Origin of the sequence: Bradyrhizobium diazoefficiens USDA 110 (assembly GCF_000011365.1) — a bacterium.
Taxonomy (GTDB): domain Bacteria; phylum Pseudomonadota; class Alphaproteobacteria; order Rhizobiales; family Xanthobacteraceae; genus Bradyrhizobium; species Bradyrhizobium diazoefficiens.
In genome coordinates this window covers 4,093,981-4,120,422 of sequence record NC_004463.1, presented here as the reverse complement: position 1 = coordinate 4,120,422, position 26,442 = coordinate 4,093,981, and the positions used below count along the sequence as shown (strand labels likewise).

General features: G+C 63.4%; 10 protein-coding genes and 1 pseudogene. 8 read left to right on the top strand and 3 right to left on the bottom strand.

The genetic code is table 11. The features are described from left to right. Positions 1-1,081: 1,081 nt before the first annotated feature. Positions 1,082-13,468 carry a beta strand repeat-containing protein gene (locus tag BJA_RS18380; RefSeq protein ID WP_011086495.1) on the top strand — a complete coding sequence of 4,129 codons (12,387 nt, stop codon included), beginning with the start codon at positions 1,082-1,084 and terminating at the stop codon, positions 13,466-13,468. A gap of 561 nt (positions 13,469-14,029) precedes the next feature. Here the strand turns inward: BJA_RS18380 and BJA_RS18375 are convergent. Together BJA_RS18375 and bamA are read right to left on the bottom strand one after the other, a co-directional pair. Next, on the bottom strand, positions 14,030-14,245 hold the full coding sequence (locus tag BJA_RS18375) for a hypothetical protein (protein ID WP_161535439.1): 216 nt from the start codon (positions 14,243-14,245) through the stop codon (positions 14,030-14,032). Between the two features lie 743 nt (positions 14,246-14,988). Then, entirely contained in the window at positions 14,989-17,502 is a 2,514-nt protein-coding gene (gene bamA / locus BJA_RS18370; protein ID WP_038966217.1) for an outer membrane protein assembly factor BamA, read from the bottom strand. A 295-nt stretch (positions 17,503-17,797) separates the two neighbouring features. Here bamA and BJA_RS18365 point away from each other — a divergent pair, with 295 nt between their 5' ends. The 7 genes and pseudogenes from BJA_RS18365 to BJA_RS18340 all read left to right on the top strand — a co-directional run bounded on the left by BJA_RS18365 (position 17,798) and on the right by BJA_RS18340 (position 25,266). Beyond that, positions 17,798-18,163 carry a hypothetical protein gene (locus BJA_RS18365; protein WP_011086492.1) on the top strand — a complete coding sequence of 122 codons (366 nt, stop codon included), beginning with the start codon at positions 17,798-17,800 and terminating at the stop codon, positions 18,161-18,163. Between the two features lie 114 nt (positions 18,164-18,277). Continuing rightward, positions 18,278-19,072: pseudogene (locus BJA_RS43855) on the top strand (TolC family protein); the annotation flags it as partial. A gap of 23 nt (positions 19,073-19,095) precedes the next feature. Beyond that, on the top strand, positions 19,096-19,944 hold the full coding sequence (locus BJA_RS43850) for an efflux transporter outer membrane subunit (protein WP_340626864.1): 849 nt from the start codon (positions 19,096-19,098) through the stop codon (positions 19,942-19,944). Continuing rightward, complete coding sequence (locus tag BJA_RS18355) at positions 19,941-21,173, top strand: efflux RND transporter periplasmic adaptor subunit (RefSeq protein WP_011086489.1); 1,233 nt, start codon at positions 19,941-19,943, stop codon at positions 21,171-21,173. Before BJA_RS43850 ends, BJA_RS18355 begins: the two co-directional genes overlap by 4 nt. Before the next feature lies 1 nt (position 21,174). After that, positions 21,175-23,136 carry a MacB family efflux pump subunit gene (locus tag BJA_RS18350; RefSeq protein WP_011086488.1) on the top strand — a complete coding sequence of 654 codons (1,962 nt, stop codon included), beginning with the start codon at positions 21,175-21,177 and terminating at the stop codon, positions 23,134-23,136. Between the two features lie 100 nt (positions 23,137-23,236). Next, positions 23,237-23,950 (top strand): response regulator, encoded by a 714-nt coding sequence (locus BJA_RS18345; RefSeq protein WP_038966216.1) that lies wholly within the window; start codon positions 23,237-23,239, stop codon positions 23,948-23,950. After that, the gene (locus BJA_RS18340; protein ID WP_011086486.1) at positions 23,947-25,266 is read left to right on the top strand and encodes an ATP-binding protein; all 1,320 of its coding nucleotides are present in this window, start codon (positions 23,947-23,949) and stop codon (positions 25,264-25,266) included. Before BJA_RS18345 ends, BJA_RS18340 begins: the two co-directional genes overlap by 4 nt. 253 nt (positions 25,267-25,519) lie before the next feature. Here the strand turns inward: BJA_RS18340 and BJA_RS18335 are convergent, their stop codons facing one another. Further along, complete coding sequence (locus BJA_RS18335) at positions 25,520-26,428, bottom strand: flagellin (RefSeq protein ID WP_011086485.1); 909 nt, start codon at positions 26,426-26,428, stop codon at positions 25,520-25,522. Positions 26,429-26,442 lie beyond the last annotated feature (14 nt).

The following is a 26,442-nucleotide window of genomic DNA, read 5'->3' as shown; positions in this document are numbered from 1 at the left end:
CTCCACAAACGGGACACCCTGCACAACCGTCACCCAGGTCCACGGCTTAGCCGTAGCTCAGGCTGAACAAATTGGCAGGGCAATATGCTCGTCTTGCTCACAAACGAATGGATTTTGTTGCACCTCCTGAGATTCTTCTTGATCTTCCCGTGCACACGTTGTGCACACGCAGGCTTCTAAGTGTTTGAAAACCCTAAACTCTCGCTCCAATCCATCATGGGCGAGTTTGAGCTAACTCCAGCAATCTATGACCTATTGGGGCCAATCATAGCAAGGTTCGTCCTACCAAAGACAATGCAGAAGACCGTCTTTCACCCTTGCCCCATGAGCCCACCGTGAAATGTCCAGGAGCGCCGAAAACATCCGGCTGCGCATTCATCGACGTCAGCAACGCCCGATGCCACATGACATTGCGCGGCAAATTCGAAGAGCCCGCCGGCGAAGACCAAGGGTGGTCTCAGCAAGGCACAGCTGAGGAAGAGCGAGGCGCAGCATCGCAGCCACTGCGAGCAAAAGCAGTGGGCTAAGATTGCCCCGTTTGGGTCATGTCGGAAATGGCCGGTGCTATGTGGATGGCTTGTGCGGTGACCATAAGAGCCTCCATTTCTTTGATTTCATCGCCGGACGGTCAGCAACATTTGCGAAGTGTCAATCGCATCTGAGCAGCCAACTGGCGATCCGTCTTCGCATTGAAATTTCCTTTGTGTGCAATCGGGCACGTCGTAGAACAGGCGCCAACTGAGGATGTTTCGCGATGCGAATTCTCTTTTGAGTTGATATGACATACGTCCGCATCGAAGTTTCTGCGGTCATACAAGGGCGTACGCCATGCTCGCGTGATGCAACCGAGGGCTGTTTGTTCGATGGTGCAGTGCGCTCCTGTTAAGTTTCAGTACGTAGTTTTCCCTATTTTCTGTTTCCAGCTTGACGCACTTCGCATTCTCAGAAACATTCTCCAAAATTTTGCAGATCGCCAAACGCTTTTACTTCCATCCAACCGACGCAACATTTGAGCGCCGACACTGACAAAGCCAACCGGGTTTGGACAGCTAACCAATAAATTTTGGGGAGGGGCACAGCCATGTCAAATTCAGCCGCGATCATCGGTACGCCGACGAATTCGACCGTCACCGAAGACACCAATCTGCAGACGCTGGTTGCGGCGGGATCGATTTCGATTTCGGATGCCAATGCCGGGCAGGCGGCTTTCAAGACGACGGTCATCGCCGCTTCAGGCGATCTCGGCACCCTCACCATCGCTGCCAACGGCTCCTACGTCTACTCGGTAGCAGACAGCAAGGTGCAGTATCTCGGCGCCGGCGACACCAAGGTCGATAGCTTCACGGTCACCTCGCTCGACGGCACCCAGAAGCAGGTGGCCTTCACCATCTACGGCGTCAATGACACCGCCATCATCGGCACGCCGACCGTCGTCGACGTGGTGGAAGATGCCACCAGCCCCACCCTCAAGGCGACCGGCACGCTCTCGATTTCGGATGCCGATCAGGGCGAGGCCGCGTTCAAGACCGCCGTAATCTCGGCGTCAGGCAACCTCGGCAATCTGGTCCTGCAGAGCAACGGCAGCTACAGCTATTCGGTCGCCGACAGCGCCGTGCAATATCTCGGAGCCGGCCAGGTCAAGACCGATGTCTTCACGGTCACCGCGCTCGACGGCACCACCAAGCAGATCACCTTCAACATCCACGGCACCAACGACGCAGCCGTGATCGGAACGCCGACCCAGCACGACGTGGTCGAGGATGCCAGCCAGCCTACCCTGTCGGTTTCAGGGTCGATCTCGATCTCGGATGCCGACCAGGGTCAGGCCGCCTTCAAGACGACGGTGACGTCGGCCGCTGGTACGCTCGGCAACTTCGTCCTTGCAGCCAATGGCACCTATACTTACTCCGTCGCCGACAGCGCCGTGCAATATCTCGGCGCGGGACAGACCAAGGTCGATACCTTCACGGTCACCTCGCTCGACGGCACCACCAAACAGGTGTCCTTCACCATCCATGGCGTCAACGACGCCGCGATCATCGGCACGCCGACCGTGCACGATGTGACCGAGGACGCCACCAACCCGATCCTCTACGCGGTCGGCACCGTCTCGATCACCGACGCCGACCAGGGCGAGGCCGCATTCCAGCCGGCGCTGCTGGCCGGCAGCGGCAATCTCGGCGTGCTGATCATCGGCAGCGACGGCGCCTACATCTACGCCGTGCTCGACAGCGCGGTGCAGTATCTCGGCGCCGGCGATACCAAGGTCGATACCTTTACCCTGACGGCACTCGACGGCACCACCAAGCAGGTGTCGTTCACTATCCACGGGGCCAACGACGCCGCCATCATCGGCACGCCGACCGTGCATGACGTGACCGAAGATGCTAATCCCACCACGCTGACCGCCTCCGGCACCATTTCGATCTCCGACGCCGACCAGAACCAGTCCACCTTCAAGACCACCGTGACGGCCGCGGCGGGCACGCTTGGCGCACTCTCGATCGCGACCAACGGCGCCTACACCTATTCGGTTGACGATTCCAAGGTGCAGTATCTCGGCGCCGGGCAGACCAAGACCGAGACCTTCACGGTGACCGCCTACGACGGCACCCAGAAGCAGGTGTCCTTCACCATCCACGGCATCAACGATGCCGCAGTCATTGGCACTCCCAGCGTGCACGATGTCTATTCCGATCCGACCAAGTCCAGCTTGACCGCGACCGGCTCGATCTCGATCTCGGACGCCGATCAAGGCGAAGGAGCGTTCAAAACCACGGTGGTTTCGGCGGCGGGAAATTCCGGGCATCTGACGCTCGCGGCCGACGGCAGCTACACCTATTCCGTTGCGGAAAGCGTGGCGGCCCAGCTCGGCACCGGCGCTTCGAAGGTCGATGTCTTCACGGTCACCTCGCTCGACGGCACCACCAAGCAGGTCTCGTTCACCATTCACGGCGGGACCCCGGCGAACACGCCGGCAACGATCGGCGATCCCACCAACGCCAGCGTGACCGAGGACGTCGGCGGCAGCACGCTGACGGCATCCGGCACCATTTCGATCAGCGATCCCGACGCCGGCCAGGCCGCGTTCCAGACCACCGTTGCCCCGGGAGCCGGCAATATCGGCACGCTGTCGCTACAGAGCAACGGCAGCTACACCTACTCGGTCCTCGACAGCGCCGTGCAATATCTCGGCGCCGCTGACAGCAAGGTCGACACCTTCACCGTCAAATCGGTCGACGGCACGTCGAAGGTCGTCTCCTTCACGATCCATGGTGCCAACGACGCCGCCGCCATCGGCGATCCGCAAACCCACGACGTCACGGAAGACAGCGGCGTTCAGCCCTTCGGCAACCTCGTCGCGTCAGGCCAGTTGACGGTGGTCGATCCGGACCAGAACCAGTCCTGGTTCCAGCCCGGCACCATCACGGGCGCCGGTAATCTCGGCACCCTGACGCTGGCGGCCGACGGCACCTACACCTACGCGGTTGCCGACAGCGCCGTGCAATATCTCGGCGCCGCTGACAGCAAGGTCGACACCTTCACCGTCAAATCGGTCGACGGCACGTCAAAGGTCGTCTCCTTCACGATCCATGGCGCCAACGACGCCGCCGCCATCGGCGATCCGCAAACCCACGACGTCACGGAAGACAGCGGCGTTCAGCCCTCCGGCAACCTCGTCGCGTCAGGCCAGTTGACGGTGGTCGATCCGGACCAGAACCAGTCCTCGTTCCAGCCCGGCACCATCACGGGCGCCGGCAATCTCGGCACCCTGACACTGGCGGCCGACGGCACCTACACCTACGCGGTTGCGAATTCCGCGACCCAGTCGCTCGCGGCTGGCGATACCCATATCGACAATTTCACCGTTCATTCGTCCGACGGCACCGCCAAGGTGATTTCGTTCAGCGTTCACGGCACCAACGATGCGGCCACCATCGGCGATCCGCAGGCGCACGACGTCACCGAAGACGCAACGACGCCGACCCTGTCGGTGTCGGGCCAGTTGACGGTGAGCGATGCGGATCACGATCAGTCCGCCTTCGCCACCAATGTGGTATCGGCTGCGGGCAATCTCGGCCAGCTCACCATCACCGCCGACGGCCATTACACCTACAGCGTCAATAACGCTGCGGTGCAGGGCCTCGCGGCGGACGAGGTCCGGATCGAGACCTTCACCGTCTCCTCCGTCGACGGCACGCAAAAGCCTGTTGCGTTCACGATCCACGGAACCCAGGACGCCCCTGCCCTGCAAATCGCAACCGCCTCGGGCGCCGACGACGCCCCGATTTCGCTCTCCATTGCGGCCCATCTGGTCGACGATAGCGGCACGCTGGCGCCGATCGTCATCACCGGCATTCCGTCCGGCTATACGCTCAACCACGGCACCTTCTTCGACGGCGACGGCCACTGGGAGGTGCCCTCCGACGCCGCCACGCTGGCGACGCTTGCACTGATCCCCGGAGCCGACGCGCACCAGGACACGTTGGTGCTCAACGTCTCGGTCGCATCGATCGAAAACGGCCAACAGGCCTTCGCCTCGGGCCTGATGACGGTCAACGTCTCGGCAAGTCAGAGCGACTCCAGCGCCCGCGCGGTCGACGGCTACGTCGCCGGCGCGTTCGTGTTCGCAGACGCCAATGGCAACGGCACCTACGACACGGGTGAGGCTTCGGCCGTCACCAATGCCGATGGCAGCTTCACCCTGCACAACCCCCACGGCACCCTCATCATGTCCGGCGGGACCGACATTTCCACCGGGCTCGCCTTCTCGGGCACGCTCAAGGCTCCGGAGGGATCTACGGTCGTCACGCCGCTGACCACCCTGATCACGACCATCGCCGCGACCGGAGTCTCGACGGCCGATGCGACCAACCAGGTCGCAACCGCCTTCGGGATCGACCCGACCCATATCGACATCACGACCTTCGATCCGGTCCCCGCCGCCGTCTCCGGCGACACGGCAGCGACCGCCGTGCTGTCGGCCGGCGTCCAGGTGCAGAGCACGATTGCGCAGATGTCCGCCGTCGGCGTTTCGTCGACGGATGTGGTCGCTGCGATCGCGGACGCCATCGCCAACCCCGGCAGCGTAACGCTCAATCCCGGCGAAACCATCCTGACCTCGAGCGCATCGGTCCAGTCGATCGCGACCAGCGCGGGCGTCAGCTCCGACGCCCTGACGACCGTGACCAGCGTAGTCCAGGCCGCCAACGCCAGCATCCAGGGCGCCCAGGACGTCACCACCATCGCCCAGGCGGCCCAGGTCGCCCAGGGCGACGCAACAGCCTCGCTCGCGGCCATCACCAACTTCGCCGACCCCAACCAAACCTCCGCGGTGACCCAGACCTATGTCGACAATCTGTCGACCCAGGTGAGCCAGGCGGTGGTCGCCAGTCCAGCCGGCCCCGTCCTCGGCACGTCGGGCAATGACGTCCTGACCGGAACGGCAGCCATCGACACCATCGACGGACGCGAAGGCAACGACCAGATCTCGGGCGGCGACGGCGCCGATCTGCTGTTCGGCGGAGCCGGCAACGACCGGATCGCCGGCAATGCCGGTAACGATCATATCGATGGCGGCGCTGGTTTCGATCGCGCGCTCTACACCGATGCGACCGGCGGCGTCACCATCAACATGGCCGCCGGCACCGCGTCGGGCGCGGGCGTCGACAGCGACACGCTCGTCAACATCGAAGGCATCGTCGGCAGTGCCTTCGCCGACACCTATGATGCGACCGGATTCACCGGGGTCTCCGGCATCCCGGGCTCCCCGATCGGCTACAACGAATTCGAGGGCGGCGGCGGCGACGATAGCATCACCGGCACCGTCAACGCCGAGGGCGCCTTCCTGACGCGGGTCTCCTATGTGAGCGCCACCGCCGGCGTGACCGTCGACCTCGCCGCCGGCACCGCCGACGGCGACGCGTCCGTCGGGCACGACACGTTCCACGGAGGCATCCAGTCGGTCTGGGGCTCGAGCCACGACGACATCTTGCGCGGCAGCAATAACGGCTTCGGCACCGTCGAAGTGTTCTCGGGCTTCGCCGGTAACGACACGTTCGACGGCCGCGGCGGCTTCGACCGCGCCGACTACAACCAGGATCCGACCACGACATCGGGCATCACGGTCCACCTGGCCGCCGGCACCGTCACGGGCGACGCCTCCGTCGGGACCGACACCCTGATCTCGATCGAAGCGGTCCGGGGTACCAATTTCGCCGACACCTATGACGCTACCGGGTTCTCCGGGACCAGCATCAATGCCGGATCGAACGGGACGTTCAACGAATTCACCGGTGGTGGCGGCAACGACACCATCATCGGCAACGGCAACACCCGCATCAGCTTCAACAATGCGACCGCCGGCGTGAGCGTGGACCTGCAAACCGGCGCGACGCCGGGCACGGGCACCGCCACCGGAGACGCCTCGGTCGGCACCGACACCTTCAGCGGCGTGAACGCTGTGCAGGGATCGATGTTCGACGACACGATCTACGGCAGCAACAATACGGCCGTGACCGAGACCTTCACCGGCAATGCCGGTAACGACTATATCGACGGCCGCGGCGGCTTCGACATCGCCAGCTACAACAACATCTACCTGTCGACCGGCAGCATCGCCGTCAACATGGCGGCCGGCATCGTCGTCGGCGATTCCTCGATCGGCACCGATACGCTGCGCTCGATCGAGGGCATCCAGGGCACGGTGAACGCCGATACCTACAACGCGACCGGGTACGGAGCGGCCGGCGCGTTCAACGTCGGCAACAACGGCACATTCAACCAGTTCGAGGGCCTGGGCGGCAACGACATCATCACCGGCAACGGCAATACCCGCGTGATCTACGCCAATGCCACGGCGGCGGTCACGGTGGACCTGTCGCTCGGCACGGCTCACGGGACCGCGGCGGGCGATCTGGCGGCGATCGGGACTGACAGCTTCACCGGCGTCTTCAGCGTAACCGGCTCGGCCTTCGCCGACACCCTGATCGGCAGCGCCGGCAGCGACATGTTCGTCGGCAACGGCGGCAACGACCAGATCAACGGCGGTGCCGGCGGCGACATCGCCATCTATTCCGGAACCAAGACTCAGTATTCGATTTCGACCGACGGCGCCGGCCACGCCACGGTGACCGACAACGTCGCCGGACGCGACGGCACGGATACGCTGACCAACGTCGAAGCGTTGCAATTCACCAACGGCACCGTCCTGATCACGTCGGGCAGCGCCGCGAACCCCGTCGACCTCTCCGACACCAGGCTGTACTTCAACGCGGCCACCAATCCGTTCACGTCGGCGACCGGATCGGCCGACGATTACGTCAAGATCAACCAGGGCCTGTCGGGCCACCTCATCGACCTCGGCGCCGGCGCGAACGACACCGTGATCCTCGGCGTCACCGGCGGCTACAACCTCAACCTCGCCAATGTCGAGTATCTCGTCGGTACCGCCGGCGACGATTTCGTCGGCTTCGCCTCCAACGTCAACGGCCTGACCATCGACATGGGTGGCGGCAACGACACCGTCAATCTGGCCAACGGCTCGAACTCCGTCAGCGCGAGCAATATCGAGAACCTGAACGGGAGCGACTTCGCGACCGGCAGCCTCTCCAACGACACGCTGAGCCTGCTCAACAATGTAACTGGACTGTCGGTCAACCTCGCCAACGGCATCAACACGCTGAACCTCGCCGCCGGCGCCAACGCCTTCGTCAACATCTTCAGCGTCGATACCATCAACGGTACGGCTTCCGACGATTCCTTGTCGATCGCCAACGGCCTATACTCGCCGAACAACGATGTATCGATCGATCTCGGCGCCGGCAACGACACGCTGACGGTCAGCTCGCAATTTGGAGGCTTCGCGCTCCACAATGTCGAGCATATGGTCGTCACGTCGGCCAATGCCTTCTACAGCCTGACCAACGACCAGAGCGGCCTCGCCATCGACTTCGGCGGCGGCAATTCGGACCTGCAAATCGCGGCTGGAAGCAACAGCCTCGCGCTGACCGGCCTCCAGAACGTTGGCACCGGCGACTATATCGGCGGCACAGGCTCCGCCGCGTCCGACGACACGCTGACGCTGCTGAATGATGTCAGCAACCTGACCGTCAATCTGCAAGAGGGCAACAACACCCTGAACCTTGCGGCCGGGACCAATTCGATCACCGCCTTCAACGTCCAGCACATCTACGGCACGGCGTCGGACGACGTCCTGACCATGCTGAACGACGCCGGCGGCGACACCATCGACCTCGGTGCCGGCAACGACACGCTGAATCTGACCGGCTTCACCGGTGGTGTCACCGTCGCCAATGTCGAACACGTCAACGGCAGCAGCCAGACCGACTTCATCACCATCGCCAACGCGTCAGGCACCACGACCGTGACCGGCGGCGTTGGCAGCGACGTCATCACGGCGAGCGCCGCGACCGACATTATCCGCTACACCGATGCATCCGATTCCTCCACGATGACCGGCGAGGACACGATCAACAATTTCGATGCCGCGCACGACCAGTTCCTGCTGGACGGCGTCGCAGGTCTCGCAGGCTCGGTGCACTTCATGGCATCGGGCGTGCTCGACGGCTCGCCCGCGACACCGCATACCGAGGCGATCCTCGCCAATGTCGGCGGCCAGACCCAGCTCCAGATCGACGTCGACGGCAACGGCACGATCGACGGCAGCGACATCGTGGTCGTCATGAACGGCCTCACCGGCTCGCTAAGCGATGCCAACTTCGCCGTGATCGCGCCGAACCACGCACCGACCGACATCGCGATTTCCAACGCGACCGTTGCGGAGAACAGCCCCGCCGGCACCGTCGTCGGCACGCTGTCGGACACCGACCCGGACGCCGGCGACGGCGCCGCCTTCACGCTGACGAACAGCGCAGGCGGCCTGTTCGCGATCTCGAACGGCAACCTCGTGACCACGGCACCGCTCGACTTCGAGCAGGCGGCCTCCTATCAGGTCGTCGTGCAGGTCGCCGATACCGCGGGTGCCACCTTCAGCAAGACGCTTCAGATCGGCGTCACCAATGTGAACGAGGCTCCGACCGACGTCACCCTGACGAACGCGTCCGTTCTGGAGAATTCGCCCGCCGGCACCATCGTCGGTAGCCTCGCGGCAATCGATCCGGATGCGAACGATTCTGCCACCTTCACCCTGCCGAATGATGCCGGCGGCCTGTTCGCCATCGCCAACGGCAATATCGTCACCACTGCCCCGCTCGACTACGAACAGGCAGCCTCGCACCTGGTCACCGTCCGCGCCACCGATGCCGGTGGGCTGTCCTTCGACAAGACCTTCACCATCGCCACTGGCAACGTCAACGAGGCGCCGACCGCCGTGCTGCTGTCCAACGCCTCGGTTGCGGAGAACAGCGCGGCCGGCGCCGTCGTCGGCGCCCTGTCGGCGATCGATCCGGATGCGGGCGACAGCGCCACCTTCACGCTCACGGACAATGCCGGCGGCCTGTTCGCGATCTCGAACGGCAATCTGGTCACCACCGCCGTGCTCGACTTCGAGCAGGCGGCCTCCCACCAGGTCACGATCCGTGCCACCGATTCCGGCGGATTGTCCCACGACACGACGTTCACCATCGCGACGACCAACGTCAACGAGGCGCCGACCGCCATTTCACTGTCCAACGCCACCGTGCCGCAGGGAACGGCCAACGGCACGGTTGTCGGCACACTCTCGGCGGTCGACCCGGATGTGGGCGATAGTGCAACGTTCTCGCTGCTCGACAATGCCGGGGGCCAGTTTGCGGTCAGCGGCAACAGTCTGGTGGTTGCGGGCGCACTGTCCGCTGGCCCACAGCAGGTGGTCGTGCGCGACACCGATTCCGGAGGGCTCACCTTCGACAAAACCATCACGATCAGCGTCACGACGGGCGCACTCGTCGTCGGAGATGCCAGCAACAATAATCTGGTTGGCACGGCCGGCGACGACACCATCCAGGGCCTTGGCGGCAACGACAAGCTACAGGGGCTCGGCGGCAACGATACGCTGGACGGCGGCCAGGGCTTCGATCGCGCGATCTATACCGACGCCACCAGCGCCATCACCGTCAACCTTGCCGCGGGTACGGTGACCGGCGGATCAGGCTCGGACACGCTCGTCAACATCGAGGCCATCGTCGGCAGCGACTTCGCTGACACGATCAATACGTCCGGGTTCCTCGGCGACAGCGGTATTGCGGGAAATCCGCTCGGCCTCAACGAGATCGAAGGCCGCGGCGGCAACGACACCATTATCAGCGATGCCAACAGCCAGGGGGCGCCGATGACGCGCCTCTCCTATGTCAGCGCAGCCGCAGCCGTGACGGTCGACCTCGCGGCCGGAACCGCCCACGGCACCGCCGCAGGCGATACGGCGAATGTCGGCACCGATACCCTCGTCGGATCGGGCTTTGCTGCCGTGATCGGCTCCGCCTTCGCCGACACCCTCCTCGGCAGCAACAACGCCAGCGGCACGGTCGAGATATTCGACGGCCGCGGCGGCAACGACACGCTCAATGGGCGCGGTGGTTTCGACCGCGCCGACTATGCGCTCGACCCGGCAACGGCGTCCGGTATCACGGCCAACATGGCAGCCGGAACCGTGACCGGAGACTCCACGATCGGGACAGATACGCTCGTTTCCATCGAATCCATCCGCGGCACCAATTTCGTCGACACGTACAATGCCGTCGGCTTCTCGGGATCCGGTGTCAATCCCGGCTCCAACGGTACTTTCAACGAATTCAACGGCATGGGCGGCAACGACAGCATCACGGGCAACGGCAACACGCGCCTTGCCTTCGTCAACGCCACCGGCGGAGTGACGGTCGACATCGCGGCCGGAACCGACTCGGGTGACGCCTCGACCGGCAGCGACACCTTCTCCGGTGTCAACGCCATCCAGGCTTCGATGTTCGACGACACCCTGCTCGGCAGCAACAACGCCACCGGTACCGAAACCTTCACCGGTCTCGCCGGCAACGACTACATCGATGGCCGCGGCGGCTTCGACCTCGCGAGCTACAACAACATCTACTTCTCGACTGGTCCGGTGACCGTCAATATGGGCGCGGGAACAGCCACGGGCGATGCGTCCATCGGTAACGACACGCTGCGTTCGATCGAAGCGATCCAGGGCACCAATTTCAACGATTCATACGACGCCAGCACATTCGGCACCGCCGGAGCCCTCAATATCGGCAACAACGGCACGTTCAACCAGTTCGAAGGTCTCGGCGGTAACGACACCATCGTGGGTAACGGCAACACCCGGGTGATCTACAGCAGCGCTGCTGCCGGGGTGACGATCCACCTCGCCGCCGGCACTGCGACGGGAGATGCCTCCGTCGGAACCGATACCTTCTCCGGCGTCAACAGCGCGACCGGAAGCCAATTGGCCGACACCTACGACGCGACCGGATTCACCGATAGTGGCACCTTCAATAGCGGCACCTTCAACCTGTTCGAGGGCCTCGGCGGTAACGACACCATCACCGGCAACGGTAACACACGCATCGCCTATGCGCAGGCGGCGGCCGCCGTGACGGTCGACCTGTCGCTCGGGACCGCACATGGCACGGCCGGCGGCGATCTCGCCAATGTCGGTACCGACACCATCACCGGCGGCGTCAATTCCGTCCAGGGATCGAACTTCAACGACACCCTGATCGGCGGCGGCGGCAATGAGTTGTTCTTCGGCGGCGGCGGTAGCGACACGATCAATGCCGGCGGCGGCAACGACCAGATCACCGGCCAGGCCGGCGCCGACACGATCGATGGTGGTGCCGGAACCGACATGGCCATCTATACCGGTCCCTCCTCGGCCTACACCATCACGACCCTCGCAGGCGGCCAGATCCAGGTCGCGGATTCCAATTCCGCCCGGGACGGCACCGACGTTCTCACCAATGTCGAGGTTCTCCAGTTTAGCGACGTCACCACCCTGCTCGCCTCGGGGACAGCAGCCAACCCGATCGACATCTCGAGCATGGGCCTCGGAGCCAACGGCAACGCCCTCCACGGAACGGCAGGCGACGACTACCTTATGGTTGGAGGCAGCAGCTTCGGGCATCCGATCGATCTCGGCGCTGGCAACGACACCGTGATCCTGGCGACCGGTGGCGCCTCACTCACCTTGACCAACGTCGAAAACGTCCTCGGCAGCAGCGGCGACGACTTCATCAGCCTGACCAACAACGCCAACGGATTGTCGATCGATGGCGGCGCGGGCAACGACTTTGTCAGTCTCGCCAACGGCCTCAACTCACTCACCGTCCACAACGTAGAAAACGTGAACGGCAGCGATTTCTCCGGTAGCTCGGACGATACGCTGACGCTGCTGAACGACGTCACCGGCGTTTCGGTTAACCTGGGCAACGGCAACAACACGCTGAATCTCGCCGCAGGCGCCAACTCGCTGGTCGACATCTTCAATGTCCAGCACATCAACGGAACGTCATCCGATGACGTGCTGACGGTGACTGACGGCGTCTTCGGGCCGAACAACAATTCGATCATCGATCTCGGTGCGGGTGACAATACTCTGAACTTCAGCTCTGGCGGCCTATCGCTGACCGTGTTGAACATCCAGCACATCAACGGCAACGCGCTGGACGACTTCGTGCAGCTCAACAACGATGTGTCGGGCATCGCCATCGATCTCGGCGGCGGTAACGACACGCTCATACTGGCCAGCGGCACCAACTCCGTTGCGGTCAGCAACGTCGAATCCATCAGCAGCAACGACTTCTCGGGCGCGCCGTCCGACGACACACTGACATTGCTGAACGACGTCACCGGCGTCTCGGTTAACCTCGCACAGGGCAACAACACGCTGAACCTCGCCGCCGGCGTCAACTCGCTCGACAGCTTGTTCAATATGGCGCAGCTGAACGGAAGCGCTTCCGACGACACGCTGACCGTGACGCAACAGTCGTTCGGAACGGTGTTCGACATGGGCGCCGGCAACGACACCATCAACTTCCAATCGACCGCTGGCGGCGTCACGGTCGTCAATACCGAGACCGTCAACGGCAGCGCCGGCAACGACTTCATCACCATCAGCACCGGCGCGACCGCCACGACGATAACCGGCGGGGCCGGCGCCGACATGATCACCGTCGGGTCCTCGGCCGTGAACTTCAACTTCAACGCCGTCGGCGACTCGCAGACCGGCAATGGCGATACCATCGTCAATTTCGATGCAACCAGCGACACGTTCACGTTCAAGAACATGACCGGGCCGAATGGATTCACCGGAGCGGTTCACTTCGTCGGCACCGGGACGTTCGACGGAACGGCGCAAGCTCCGCAATCCGAGGCGCGCGTCGACAATGCAAGCGGGAATGCAACCCTTCAGATCGACGTCAATGGCGACGGCGTGTTGGATGCAAACGATGTCGAGATCCACTTGACCAACTACGTCGGAACGCTGCACGATTCGAACTTCATCCTGGCCTAGGGGACGCCGAACTTCCGCACCCTGCCCACACCTGATGTGCCTCGCCGAAATGCGGGCCGCGTAGAGATCGACGATGATCCGTCCTGCGGTTGCGCGGGAGGGTCAACGAACTCCGCGCTTCATTGATAAACTGCCTCCCTGCGCCCACCCATTGCGCAGCGGTTTCCAGCGCCTTAAGACGTCTGCGCTCATATGCTGTCGTAAGATTTTTCTAGATCTCCCGGTGCACGTCGTGCACACGCCGGCGTCTAACCAATTGTAAAACTTGAACTCTCGTTCCAATCCATCATCGGCGCGGTGGCAAATTTGCGGTCCAAGCTATTCATCTTATTGAGGTATTTTAACTCCGATCAGCCCTTTATGTGATTGGACCGACTGAGAATTCTCGTTTGACGAGGCTTCCGTAGATTGGCTCTTCTAGGACGATATCTGCATGAATTGGAAGCGGAAATCGCCTCTTCGGATTATCAGTGCACACGTCGCGTGCGCGGGAGCGGGCGTGCACACGTCACCCGAATGGCGTATGTCAGAGATCCTGGAGAGCGATGGCTTCGGTTATACTCATTCAGCGATGTGAGTATAAATCGCATGCATATGCTGCGCCCATTCAATCGCGGGCCATTCATTGACCGGCCAAACCCGGATTTTCGCCCCGATATTTGACCGCTGGCACGCTAATGCTAATGAAACACCGTTATGCGCCGAATGAATACGAACGAACTCGAAAGGCAGGCAAAGGGGGTGGCCGCCCTGATGCGCATGCTTGCCAATGAGCATCGTCTGCTCATCGTCTGCAAGCTCGTCGAATATGGCGAAATCAGCGCTACAAGTTCAACTGGGAGAGGCCGTTCCTCGACGGCGGCAAGAATTCCTATTTCGAGAACTCCTTCGTCAACATCGAGACCATCATGAAGCGGCTGGGCCAGGAGCACGGCGTGCGCTTCGCGTTCGAGTGCTACGACCTCGGAGCAGCGCTTTGAGGATGGCAAGCTGCACACCGTCAGAGAGGCCGGCATCGTTTGCGCATACGGTACCTGTCTCCCCGGCCACCGGCAATCTTTGGCCAAGCAGGGAGAGACGGCGCAGCAGCAAGTCTACCTGACCACGCCCGGTATCGGGCCGAGCGGGCCGCGGCATGCGCACGGCGCACCGGGAGGCGCCGGAGGAGCGCGGCAAACGATCGGAGGTGGTCCCGGAGGACCGGGAGGAAATGCCACGCAACGCAGGCGCATGGGCCTTGGCGGCGGTGGAGGCGGCGGCGATCCGAAGCCGGGCGGGCCAGGCGGCGGAGGCGGCGGCGGGAACGGTTGGGCCGAAACGCCGCTCGCCGCGCAGAACGCGATCATCAATGCCAAGGTCAGTCTACGCATGTCGTCACTCCTCGCGACTTCCGCCGCAGATTGCCACAAGCCTTCGTGCTCTCAAGCGTCCACACCTCTCGGGAAACATCGCGCAATGCTTTCGCAAGTACAGAAACATTTGCCCAGCCGAAGCCCGGCCGAACGCGACGATGTTGCAGCTTAGAACGACGTCCCTCCCCCGAATCTGAACTGCTGGACGGTGTCGTATTTTCCCTTGGTCAGCGGGATGGCGTAGTCGAAGCGCAGCGGACCGAAGGGCGATTGCCAGATCAACCCGACGCCGACGGAGCTTCTGATGACCTTGCTGTCGTCGTATTGCAGCCCGCAGGTGGGACACGCCGCCGAATTGACCTCGCCCGTGGCGCTCCAGGACGTCGGCCCCTGATAATCCCAAAGCGAGCCCGCATCGGCATAGACCGCGCCCTTCAGCCCCACCTCCTTCGGCAGGAACCAGAACGGCATTTGCAGTTCGGCCGATGCACCCCAGTATTTCGTTCCGCCGAGCGCATCGCCGGTCGCACCGAAACTGGCGTAGGAGATGTCGCGCGGGCCGATGCCATTGGACGCGAAGCCGCGGACGAGGTTCGGACCCATCTGGAAGTGATCCAGCATGCGGAGATCCTTGTCGCCGACTTTGTTGAGCACCCCGCCCTGCAGATGCAGGAGCCCGACGATCTCAGCCACCAGCGGCGCGTAGTATTTTCCGTCAACGGCGGTCTTGAGGTAGCTGACATTGCCGCCGACTCCAGCAAAATCCTGCCGCCAGTCGATCAGCAGTCCGTCCGTCGGGTTCTTGTTGTTGTCGAGCGTATTGTAAGTCAGCGTGTAGCCGACGGCCGATGTCCAGGACGCGCCGTCCGACAACTCCTTGCGCACGGGCAACGACGACTCGCCGTCGCCATAGCAGCCGTAGCCGTAATACGAGGAGTCGCTGGAATAGACGGGATCAACGCCGCCAAGCACGTTCTTGATGTAGGCGGGCGTCGGATTGTAGGCCAGCGAGGCATTCGACGCATTGTTGTTGCAGTTGTTGTAGGCGCTCGAAAGCTCGATGCGCTGCTGGTAGAGCGAGTAGCGCAACTGCAGCGACGTATCCTCGCGCAAGGCGAGGCCAACGCGCGGCGAGAGCCCCAGCGTGGTCACGCCGTAACTGGTGTAGCTGTTCGCCTTTTGCTGGCGATAGGACAAGTCGAGCCCAAGCGCGATCCTTTGCTCGAGCAAATAGGGCTCGACGAAGGAGAGCGTCACGCCCCGGGAATATTGGCCGTAGGTCACCGACGCCTTTCCGTAGAGCCCGCGCCCGAAAAGGTTACGTTCGGAGATGCTGACCTCCGCCAGCGCGCCGTCGGAGGTCGAGTAACCGCCCGAGATCGAGAAATCGCCGGTTGACTTCTCCTCGAGATCGACGATCAGGATCACGCGGTCGCTGGAAGAGCCCGGCTCCGTGGTGATCTTGACCGACTTGAAGAAGTCGAGGTTTTTCAGCCGCCGTTCAGCACGGTCGACCAGCGCGCGGTTGTAGGCATCGCCCTCGGAGAGGTCGAATTCGCGGCGGATGACATAGTCGCGCGTGCGGGTGTTGCCGCGAACGTTGATCCGCTCGATGTAGGTGCGCGGCCCTTCGTCGATGGAGAAGACAACGGACACTGTTTGGGCCTCGAAGTTGCGGTCGCCGGTCGGACGCACGACGGCAAAGGCAAAGCCTCTGCGCGACGCCTCGATCTGCATATCCTCGACCGACTTCTCGACCAGTTCGACATTGTAGAGTGAACCCGCATTGACCCGCGAATAGCTGCGCAACGCGGCCGGATCGAAACCCGGCACGGTCGAGCGAAAATCGACGGATCCGACGCGATATTGCTGGCCTTCCTCGATCTTGAACGTCACGAGAAAACCCTTGCGCCCGGGATCATACTCGGTAAGCGCGGCAACGACCTGCGCATCGGCGAAGCCGTTCTTCAAATAGAAGCGACGGATCAGATCGCGGTCGGCCTCAATCCGGTCCGGATCGTAGACGTCGTTGTTGCCCAAGAAGCTCAGCAGATTGCCCTCATGCGTCTTGATGACGTCGCGCAGCCGTGCCGCCGAATAGCCGACATTGCCGATGAAATCGATCGACTTGACGCCGGTCTTGGCGCCCTCCGCGATCGTAAAAACGAGATCGACGCGGTTGTTCGGCTGCTCGACGATTTCGGGCGTCACGTGCACGTCGTAACGGCCGGAGCGTCGATAGATCTCGGCGATGCGCAGCGTGTCCGACTGCACGATCGCACGCGAGAAGGCGCCGCGCGGCTTGGATTGCACCTCCGCGGATAACTGCTCGTCCTTGATCTTCCTGTTGCCTTCGAAAGCGACGCGGCCGATGACCGCGTTCTCCACCACCGAGACCACGACCTGCGCGCCGGCGCGCCTGATCTTGACGTCCTGGAACAGCCGCGTGCCGATCAGCGCCTTCAGGCCGTCGTCGATGGCCGCCTGGTCGAGCCGCCCGTCCGGACCGCTCCTGAAATAGGAACGAACGGTCTCCGCTTCCACGCGGCGGTTACCTTCGACGACGATGCCCTGCGACACCTGAGCGACCGCGTCTGTCGGCGACCCCACCACGACAATGGAGGCCGCAACCGTGATCCCGCAGATCACTACTGCAATCACCCCGTTCTGCCAAACCTTCATTCCACACCTCACAAGCAACTCATCGCCCTGAGACGAAACCGCTGTGGCGGTGGTGTGGCTCGAAAGTTGCTCGATCGTTGCTGACGATTTGAATTCATCGCCGGCATAGACCCGCCCGAACAGCCCGCAAGACAGCACTCAATCGAACTTCTGCGGCAGCAACCTCTGCGAAGCGCGCCTTCGCGCTTTGCCCATCGGCTCGAACGGGCAACGTCCCGCAACAAGTGAGCGATTTACTTGGCCTCTGGCCGGTGCGAGAGGCCGCGAAGGCTTCGTCAATTCCGGAGAGACAGACGTGATCTCGATCGCGCGCCCAAGAACAGTTTCGGTCCTATTCGCTGCACTGATCGCATCGCTCATCGCAATCGATGGCGCGGCGGCGGCCGGGCGAAAGCAGCGGGAGAATGCCGATGTCTACGCCTATGGTCCTCGCGGGCCCAACCGTTCGTACCAGGCCAGCCCGCACACGCGCATCTATGTCACCAAGAGATCCTGGCTGGATGGCGGGACCGAGGTGCTTCCCGGCGAGCGCAAGTTCACCGACTACGCCTTTCCTCCCGGCACTTCGTTTGCCCGACAGAACAACAACCGTCCCCTCGATCGGCAGCCGCTCTACCCTGCTTCCGACATGGGCGGTCTCTCGTCGGGATTTCCGTTCTAGACGGCGATTCAGCAGGAGCCGGCGACGCCAAAGTGCGCTTCACTTCGGTCCGTACAAACTGCAACCGCTGTTTACATTCAGCAACATTCCGTCTGCTGAAACGCCATAGTGCCCATGCTACTGGCCCCTATTCCGGCTCGGCGACAGGCCGGGCTCGCTCTTCGAGGGCCGAGATGCGGTTCGATTTCTGTCCGCATACAAACGACATGGACTCCAACCGTTTCGATGCCATTTCAGCCGACCGCAGCAGACTTGCCCTCGAAGAAGGAGCGGCATCAACAGGGCGCGTGCCCCGAGCGCACCTTCTCGTCGACGAACCGCCTATGCGTCGCCCTGATCGCCTCGAGCCTGCTCGCCGGCTGCGCTGTCGGGCCGGACTATATGGGGCCGCCTCACCTGACATTGCCGACCCAATGGACCAACGCGCCTCCGCGTACCAAGACGACGGGCGACCTCGGACGGTGGTGGCTGCGTTTGCGCGATTCGCTGCTAACCCGGCTCATCGACGAAGCCGTGGAGGCAAATCCGAGCGTCGCGAAAGCAAAGGCTACGGTGCGCGAGGCGCGCGCCACCGTTGCGCAGGCAGCAGCGGGCCTGTTTCCGTCGGTCACCGGGTCGGGTTCGATGACTGACAACAAGAGCAGCAGCGCCGGCTCGACCGGCGTCGACATCGGAACCTCCCCCTACACCCTGTACCAGGCCGGCTTCGACGCGAGCTGGGAGCTCGATTTGTTCGGCGGCACACAGCGCAACATCGAGGCCGCGATTCGCTCCGAACAGTCGGCCGAAGACGAGCTGAGATATAGCCTCGTCACCCTGCTCGGCGACGTCGCCGCCTACTATGTCGATGCACGCGGCTATCAGGCGCGCATCGCGCTCGCGAGGCGAACGGCCGCTTCGCAGCGCGACACCGAGCGTTTAACGCGCACGAAATACGAGGCCGGCAGCGCCACCGCCGTCGATCTCGCCAAGCCTCGGCCCAGGCGGCCAGCACGGAAGCCAACATTCCGACCTACGAGGCGGCCCTCGCCGCCGATACGCATCGCCTCGGCATCCTGCTCGGCCGCGCTCCGACTGCAGTATCGGGCCTCTTCGCAAAATCGGCGCCGGTCCCCGCGCCGCGCATGCCGCTACCGACGGGAGTTCCCGCTGATCTCCTGACCAACCGGTCGGACGTCGCGAGCGCCGAACGCAAGCTTGCGCAGGCCACCGCAAAAATCGGCGCCGCCGAAGCCGACCGCTATCCCAGCATCTCGCTGACGGGATCGGTGGGGACATCGGCGATTCGCGCCGGCGACCTCGCCAAATATTCCAGCGTGAGCTGGTCGGTCGGCCCCTCCATCACCGTGCCGGTGTTCGACGCCGGTAAGCGCTACGCGACCGTCAGGATCGCCGAGGCGCAGCGGGACCAGGCCTTTGCCACCTTCCATTCGACCCTGCTGTCCGCGCTCGAAGACGTCGAGAATGCGCTGGTGGCGCTCTCGCGCGAGAAGGCACGCGCCGGCAAGCTAGCGGAAGCGGCGAAAAACTATCGTGAGGCCGCACGGCTCTCGCGCTCGCTATTCGAGACCGGATCGTCGAACTTTTTGGATGTGCTTGACGCCGAACGCTCGCTCTATTCGGCCGAAGACTCGCTGATCCAAAGCCAGGTCGCCATCGCCAAGTACTATGTCACGCTGGCCAAGGCGCTCGGCGGCGGGTGGGTCGATCCGGTCGATGCCGCGACGCCGCTGATCGTCGACGCCAATACGGGGCCGCACGCCCGGGAGGCCCTGCGATGAACATCCTTGCCAGGGGATCGCGAACATGGCTCGTGCTGGCGTGCCTCCTCACCGCGATCGGCGTCGCCGCCGCCGTGCATTTCCGCAGCGGATCGGCGAAGACGACGGCGTATATCACCGCACCGGTGACGGTCAGCGACCTGCGGGAGGAAGTGCTCGGCAGCGGAACGCTGAAACCTCTGCGGCTCACGGCGGTCGGCGCCCAGGTGTCCGGTCGCATCACGTCCCTGAACGTGCGCGTCGGCGATACCGTGAAGGCGGGCGACGTCATCGCCCAGATCGACCCCGTCACCAAGCAGAACGACCTTCGCAATTCGGAGGCCTCGCTGAACAATTATCGCGCCCAGAAGGTCGAGAAGGAAGCGACGCTGGTCCTGGCCGAGGCCAATCTGGCGCGCCAGCAGGCCACCCTTGCGCAGCGCGCGACCTCCCGCAGCGATTACGACAACGCCGACGCCACCGCGAAGCAGACCCGCGCGCAGATCGCGGCGCTGGAGGCGCTGATCGCGGGCGCCCAGGCGGCGGTCGAGACCGCCAGGGTCAATCTCGACTACACCCGTATCACCGCCCCGATCAACGGAACGGTTCTTGCCGCCGTGGCTCAGGAAGGACAGACCGTCAACGCGGTGCAGTCGGCACCGACCATCGTCGTGCTCGGCCAGCTCGAGACCATGACCGTGCGCACGGAGATCTCGGAGGCCGACATCGTCAAGGTGCAGCCGGGACAGGCGGTGTATTTCACCATCCTCGGCGACCAGGACCACCGCTACGAGGCCACACTGGAGCAGATCGAGCCGGCGCCGGAATCGATCAAGAGCGATTCGAGCTTCTCCTCCAGCTCGACGAGTTCGACGTCGAGCTCGTCGTCGTCGAGTTCCACCAGCACCGCCATCTACTATATCGGCGTGTTCAAGGTGCCGAACCGCGAATTGCGGCTGCGCACCTATATGACCGCGGAGGTCCATATCGTCATCGGCGAGTCCAAGCGCACCAAGACGATCCCCGCGCTGGCGCTGACGCGGCAGCCTGACGGCCGTAACACCGTTCGCGTGCTGGACACATCCGGCGAGGTCCGCCAGCGCGATGTGAAGATCGGGCTCAACGATCGCACCACCGTGGAAGTCAAGTCCGGCCTCAGCGAGGGCGAGCACGTCATCACCGGAGAATCGTCGAACAGTGGGCCGACCTCCCGCGGCTTCCCGCAAGGTGGCCCGCCAGCGGGATCGTGACATGACCGAACCGATTCTGGCGCTCAGCCACATTTGCCGCGAGTTCATGACCGGCGACACCAAGGTCGCCGCGCTCGCGGACGTGACGCTGGACATCGATCGCGGCGAACTCGTCGCCATCATCGGCTCCTCCGGATCGGGCAAGTCGACACTCTTGAATATCCTGGGCTGCCTGGATCACGCGACCTCCGGCAGTTATCGCGTCGCCGGCGAGGACGTCGCGGCGCTCGACGCCGACGCCTTGGCCGCGCTGCGCCGCGAGCACTTTGGCTTCATCTTCCAGCGCTACCATTTGCTCTCCGAACTGCCGGCGCTCGAAAATGTCGAGATCCCCGCGGTCTATGCCGGCGATACCGCGAGCGAACGGCAGGCGCGGGCCGAACGCCTGCTGGCCCGGCTCGGCATGGCCGAGCGGCGCGGTCATCGGCCCAACCAGCTCTCCGGCGGCCAGCAGCAGCGGGTCTCGATCGCGCGCGCCCTGATGAACGGGGCCGAGGTCGTACTCGCGGACGAACCAACCGGTGCACTCGATCGCCGCAGCGGCGAAGAGGTCCTGAAAATCCTGGTGGAGTTGCATCGCGAGGGAAAGACGATCATCATCGTCACGCACGATCCCGAGGTCGCCAAGCGTGCCAACCGCGTCATCGAGTTGCGCGACGGTCTTGTTGTTTCGGACAAGCGCACCGACGCCGCCGTGGCGACGGCGGCTGCCTCCCTCCCCGCTGACAAGCCTGACACAAGGTCCAGCCGTTGGTCCGGCCTCGCCTTCCGCTTCCGGGAGACGCTGCGGATGGCCCTACTCTCGATGGCGGCGCACCGGCTGCGCTCGTTCCTGACCATGCTCGGCATCATCATCGGCATCGCGGCCGTGTCCTCCGTCGTCGCGCTCGGCAACGCCTCGCAGAACAAGGTGCTGTCCGACATCTCGAACCTCGGGACCAACACGATCGAGGTGTTTCCCGGCAAGGACTTTGGCGACGCCCGAGCCGGCAAGATCAAGACGCTGGTCCTCGACGACGCCCGTGCGCTGGACCGCCAGACCTTCATCGCCGGCGTCACGCCGACCGTCTCGACCAGCACGACGGTGCGCTACCGCGACCGCGAATCCAACGTGCTGGTGAACGGCGTCGACCGCAGCTACTTCCAGGTCAAGGGCACCAAGATCGCGGCGGGTGCGCTGTTCGACGCTGTCGCCGTCCGCAACATCGAGCGTCAGGCCGTCATCGACGACAACACAAGAAGGACATTCTTCTCCGACGATCAGAACGCCGGCATCGGCCGCGTGATCTGGGTCGGCAAGGTGCCATGCCGCGTCGTCGGCGTGATCGCCCAGCAGCAGGGCGGTTTTGGCTCCAACCAGAACCTCTCCGTCTATCTTCCTTACACGACCGTGCAGGCCCAGTTCACCGGCGATCGCTCCCTTCGCAGCGTCCTGCTGCGCGTCAGCGACGAGGTCTCGACCGACCTTGCGCAGGAGGCGGTCACCACGCTGCTCACGCGGCGCCACAGCACCAAGGATTTTGTGATCCTCAATACCGACGACATCCGCCGCACGATCACCAGCACGACGCAGACCCTCGCCTTCCTCGTGGCGGCGATCGCCGTCATCTCGCTCGTCGTCGGGGGTATCGGTGTAATGAACATCATGCTGGTGTCCGTATCCGAACGGATCGGCGAGATCGGCGTGCGCATGGCCGTCGGCGCAAGACGGGAAGACATCCTCCAGCAGTTCCTCGTTGAGGCGACTCTGATCTCGTCGCTCGGCGGGATCGCAGGGATCCTGATCGCAGTCGCGCTGGGCGCGCTCCTCAACCTTCTCCTGCCGGGGTTCCAGGTCTCCTATTCGACCTTCTCCATTGGCGCCGCCTTCTTGACGTCGACGGCGATCGGGATCTTCTTCGGCTATTTCCCGGCGCGGCGCGCCGCATCCTTCGATCCGGTGGTAGCCCTCAGCCGTGAATGACCTTAAAACCCTCGCCGCGTGTGGTAGTTTGGCTCGAACGCGGTCTTCCGGCACCGACCGGCCGCCCGCATCGACGCCAAGCAACATCGCCATTCATGCCATGAGCACCCAGAGCATCCTCATAGTCGAAGACGACCAAGAGACACGAAATCTGGTCGCACGCTATCTGCGTGAGAACTCGTTCAACGTCGGCATGGCCGCGAACGGGCGTGAGATGGACCGCTACATCAGCCAGAACCGCGTCGACCTGATCGTGCTCGACCTCATGCTGCCGGGCGAGGACGGCCTGAGCCTGTGTCGACGCCTGCGCGTCGATACCACGACGCCCATCATCATTCTGACCGCCAAGGGCGACGACGTCGATCGGATCCTCGGTCTCGAAATGGGAGCCGACGACTATTTGCCAAAGCCGTTCAATCCGCGCGAACTTCTGGCGCGGATCAACGCCGTGCTCCGGCGGCAATTGGGCGGATCGGCGGGGCCCGCGGCAAAGACCTCGGCCCGCCTGAGATTCGAGGGCTGGATCATCGATTCCCGAATGCGGGAGTTGCGTGACCCGGAGGGCGCGCAGGTGCCGCTGACGAGCGCCGAATTCGACCTGCTGCAATCCTTCTGCGAGCGCCACGGCCGCATCCTGAGCCGGGACACGCTCCTGAACATGACGCGCGGGCGGCCGGGCGGCGCCTTCGGGCGCAGCATCGACGTGCTCGTGAGCCGATTGCGCGGCAAGCTCGACAGGACCGAAGGAACCTCGATGATCAAGACCGTCAGAACGGGCGGCTATATTTTCACGCCGCGGGTGGACGAAGCGTGAGCCGGCTCCGCAAGCTCGTAAGGCTCTTTACCCTGCGACGAATCAGCGGCCAGATCGCCGCGCTGATCCTGTCAACGCTCGTGCTGATTCACGCGCTGATCGCCGGCTATGTCCTGGTGAGCCGGCCCAAGCCCAGCCTGCTGACCGACGAGCCACTGCAGCAATTCGAGCTGATTGTGCGAATTCTCGACAAGACGCCGCGAAACGAACGTCGCGTTCTCGTTGAGAATATCGGTCGCGGCCTTCCTGACCTGCAACTTCGACTGACGGAGGGCGGGCCTCGCGCGTCCGCAACTCCGACGACGGCCATCCCCTCACCGTTCGATGGCCGCGTCCAGATCGTTCAGCGACGTCCGCCCGAACAGGACAGCGTCCTCTTCGATCTCGGGGACGGCGAAGTCCTCGATGCGACAGTGAGGACGCCGAGCATTCCCGGATTTATCACCGGCCTTTGGGCAAGCACGCTGTTGTTCCTGGTCATCAGCATTACGCTGCTCGGGGTATGGGCCGGCCGGGCGCTCAGCGCGCCCCTATCGGCCTTTGCCAGGGCAGCCGAGAGCTTCAGCCTGAGCCGGTCCTCGGCACCGCTCCCCGAGAGCGGGCCCGAGGAGATCAGGTCGGCGGCGAAGGCACTGAACCTGATGCGGAACCGGATCACGTCGCTAATGAACGACCGGACCCGGATGCTCGCCGCGATCAGCCACGATCTGCGCACACCCATCACGCGGCTACGGCTGCGCTCCGAATATATCGAGGACGACACCCAGCGCACACAGACGCTGCGCGACCTCGACCAGATGCAGGCGATGCTCGAATCCGTTCTCATCCTGCTGCGTGGCGGCAGCGGCGCCAGGCCCACGCTGGTGGACATCGCGGCACTCGTTCAGATGGTATGCGAGGAATTTGCGGACTGCGGTCACGCGGTCCATTACCACGGCCCCTCGCGGCTCACGCTCACGGTCAAGCCGGATGAGATCAGGCGGGCGCTCGCCAATCTGATTGGAAACGCCGTTCGCTTTGGCAGCGAAGTGAACGTCGCCCTGTCCGTCGCAAACGCGGTCACGACCATCGAGATCTCGGACGATGGTCCTGGAATCCCGGACGACAAGAAGGCCGCGATGCTCGAGCCGTTCGTACGGGGTGACGACGCCCGCACGATGAACGAGACCAGCGGCTTCGGGCTCGGACTGTCGATTGCCAGCAGTATCGTCGAGGCACACGGCGGATCCCTGTCGCTTCAGGACAACCAGCCTCACGGCCTCAAGGTGGTTATTGTGCTGTCTGAACGCCGATGCCAAGCGTCTGCGGACGAGTAACAAGCTGTCATACTGCCGCCACTTTCGCGATCTCAGCTCACTCAGTTGGCGCAGGAGGCTGATTTCGGCTTTCTTTAATTATGTGCAATTCGTTACGTTCAACTTTTCGCTCCACAGCAGCACAGTTTTATCCCCGGCGCCAAATCGTTCGCCTCTTCAACTACTGAATGATCTTGAATCGCTGGTCGCTAGCTTGGGACCAATAGCCGCCGGGCACGCTCCCGCTCGCTGGACCGGGCACACGGCGACGCATCTATTTCAGATAGCTCGCGAGATTCATGCTCAGGATCTTTCCGAGCGCGGAATAGGAGGCGGTGAGCTGGGACTGATAGGTCGAAAGCTGCGCGGTGATCGCGGCAACGTCGACGCCGGTCAGGTCGCTCGACAGCGTCTCGGCAAAGCTCTTGTAGTCGCTCTGCCGCGTGCTCGCCGTTTCGATCTGCGAGGCCGCACCGGAGAGTCTGGCCTGCACCGCCACCGTGTCGTCCAGCGCCGTGCTCGCGAGGTCGAGCGCCTGGGTGATGTCGGAGGACGACAGCGAGGTGCTGTTGGCCACGAACTTCAGGACACGCATCACCTCCTCGAACGCCGAATTGTCGGCGGTGACGCCATAGGACACGGCCTGGTCGGCCGAGACGCGGACCGACGCGATTTCGCCGTCGCCGGAGTAATAGGAGGTGTCCGCGGTGGCGGCGGAGCCCGTGCCGGTGGCAAAACTCGTGATATCCACCGGCGCCGTCTCGGTCTTGCCGCCGGCAAAGACGTACTGGCCGTCATACTGCGTGTTCAGCAGCGACCCCATCTGCTCCAGATATTGCTGCGCGGTGGCGATCGCCGAATTCGCCTCGGTCGAGCTGCCGGTCGAGGCGGCGCTGAGCTGCGAGCGCAACTGCGTGACCATGTCGGTCATCGATCCCACCGCCGAATACATCACCTGCACCCGGCTGTCGGCGAGCGTCGCGGCGTCGACATAGGATTGCGCCCGCGTCACCGAAACCTGCAGATTGACCACGTGCTGAGCAGTCGAGCCGTAGCCGCCGAAGTCGCTCGAGATCTGGCCCGACGATTCCTGGATCTGCTCGTTGGCCATCACCGACTGAATGCGCAGCGCATCCGAAATCATGGTGTTGGTCTGCGCGAAGGTCGCCACCCGCATTGCCATCGGTACCCTCCCGC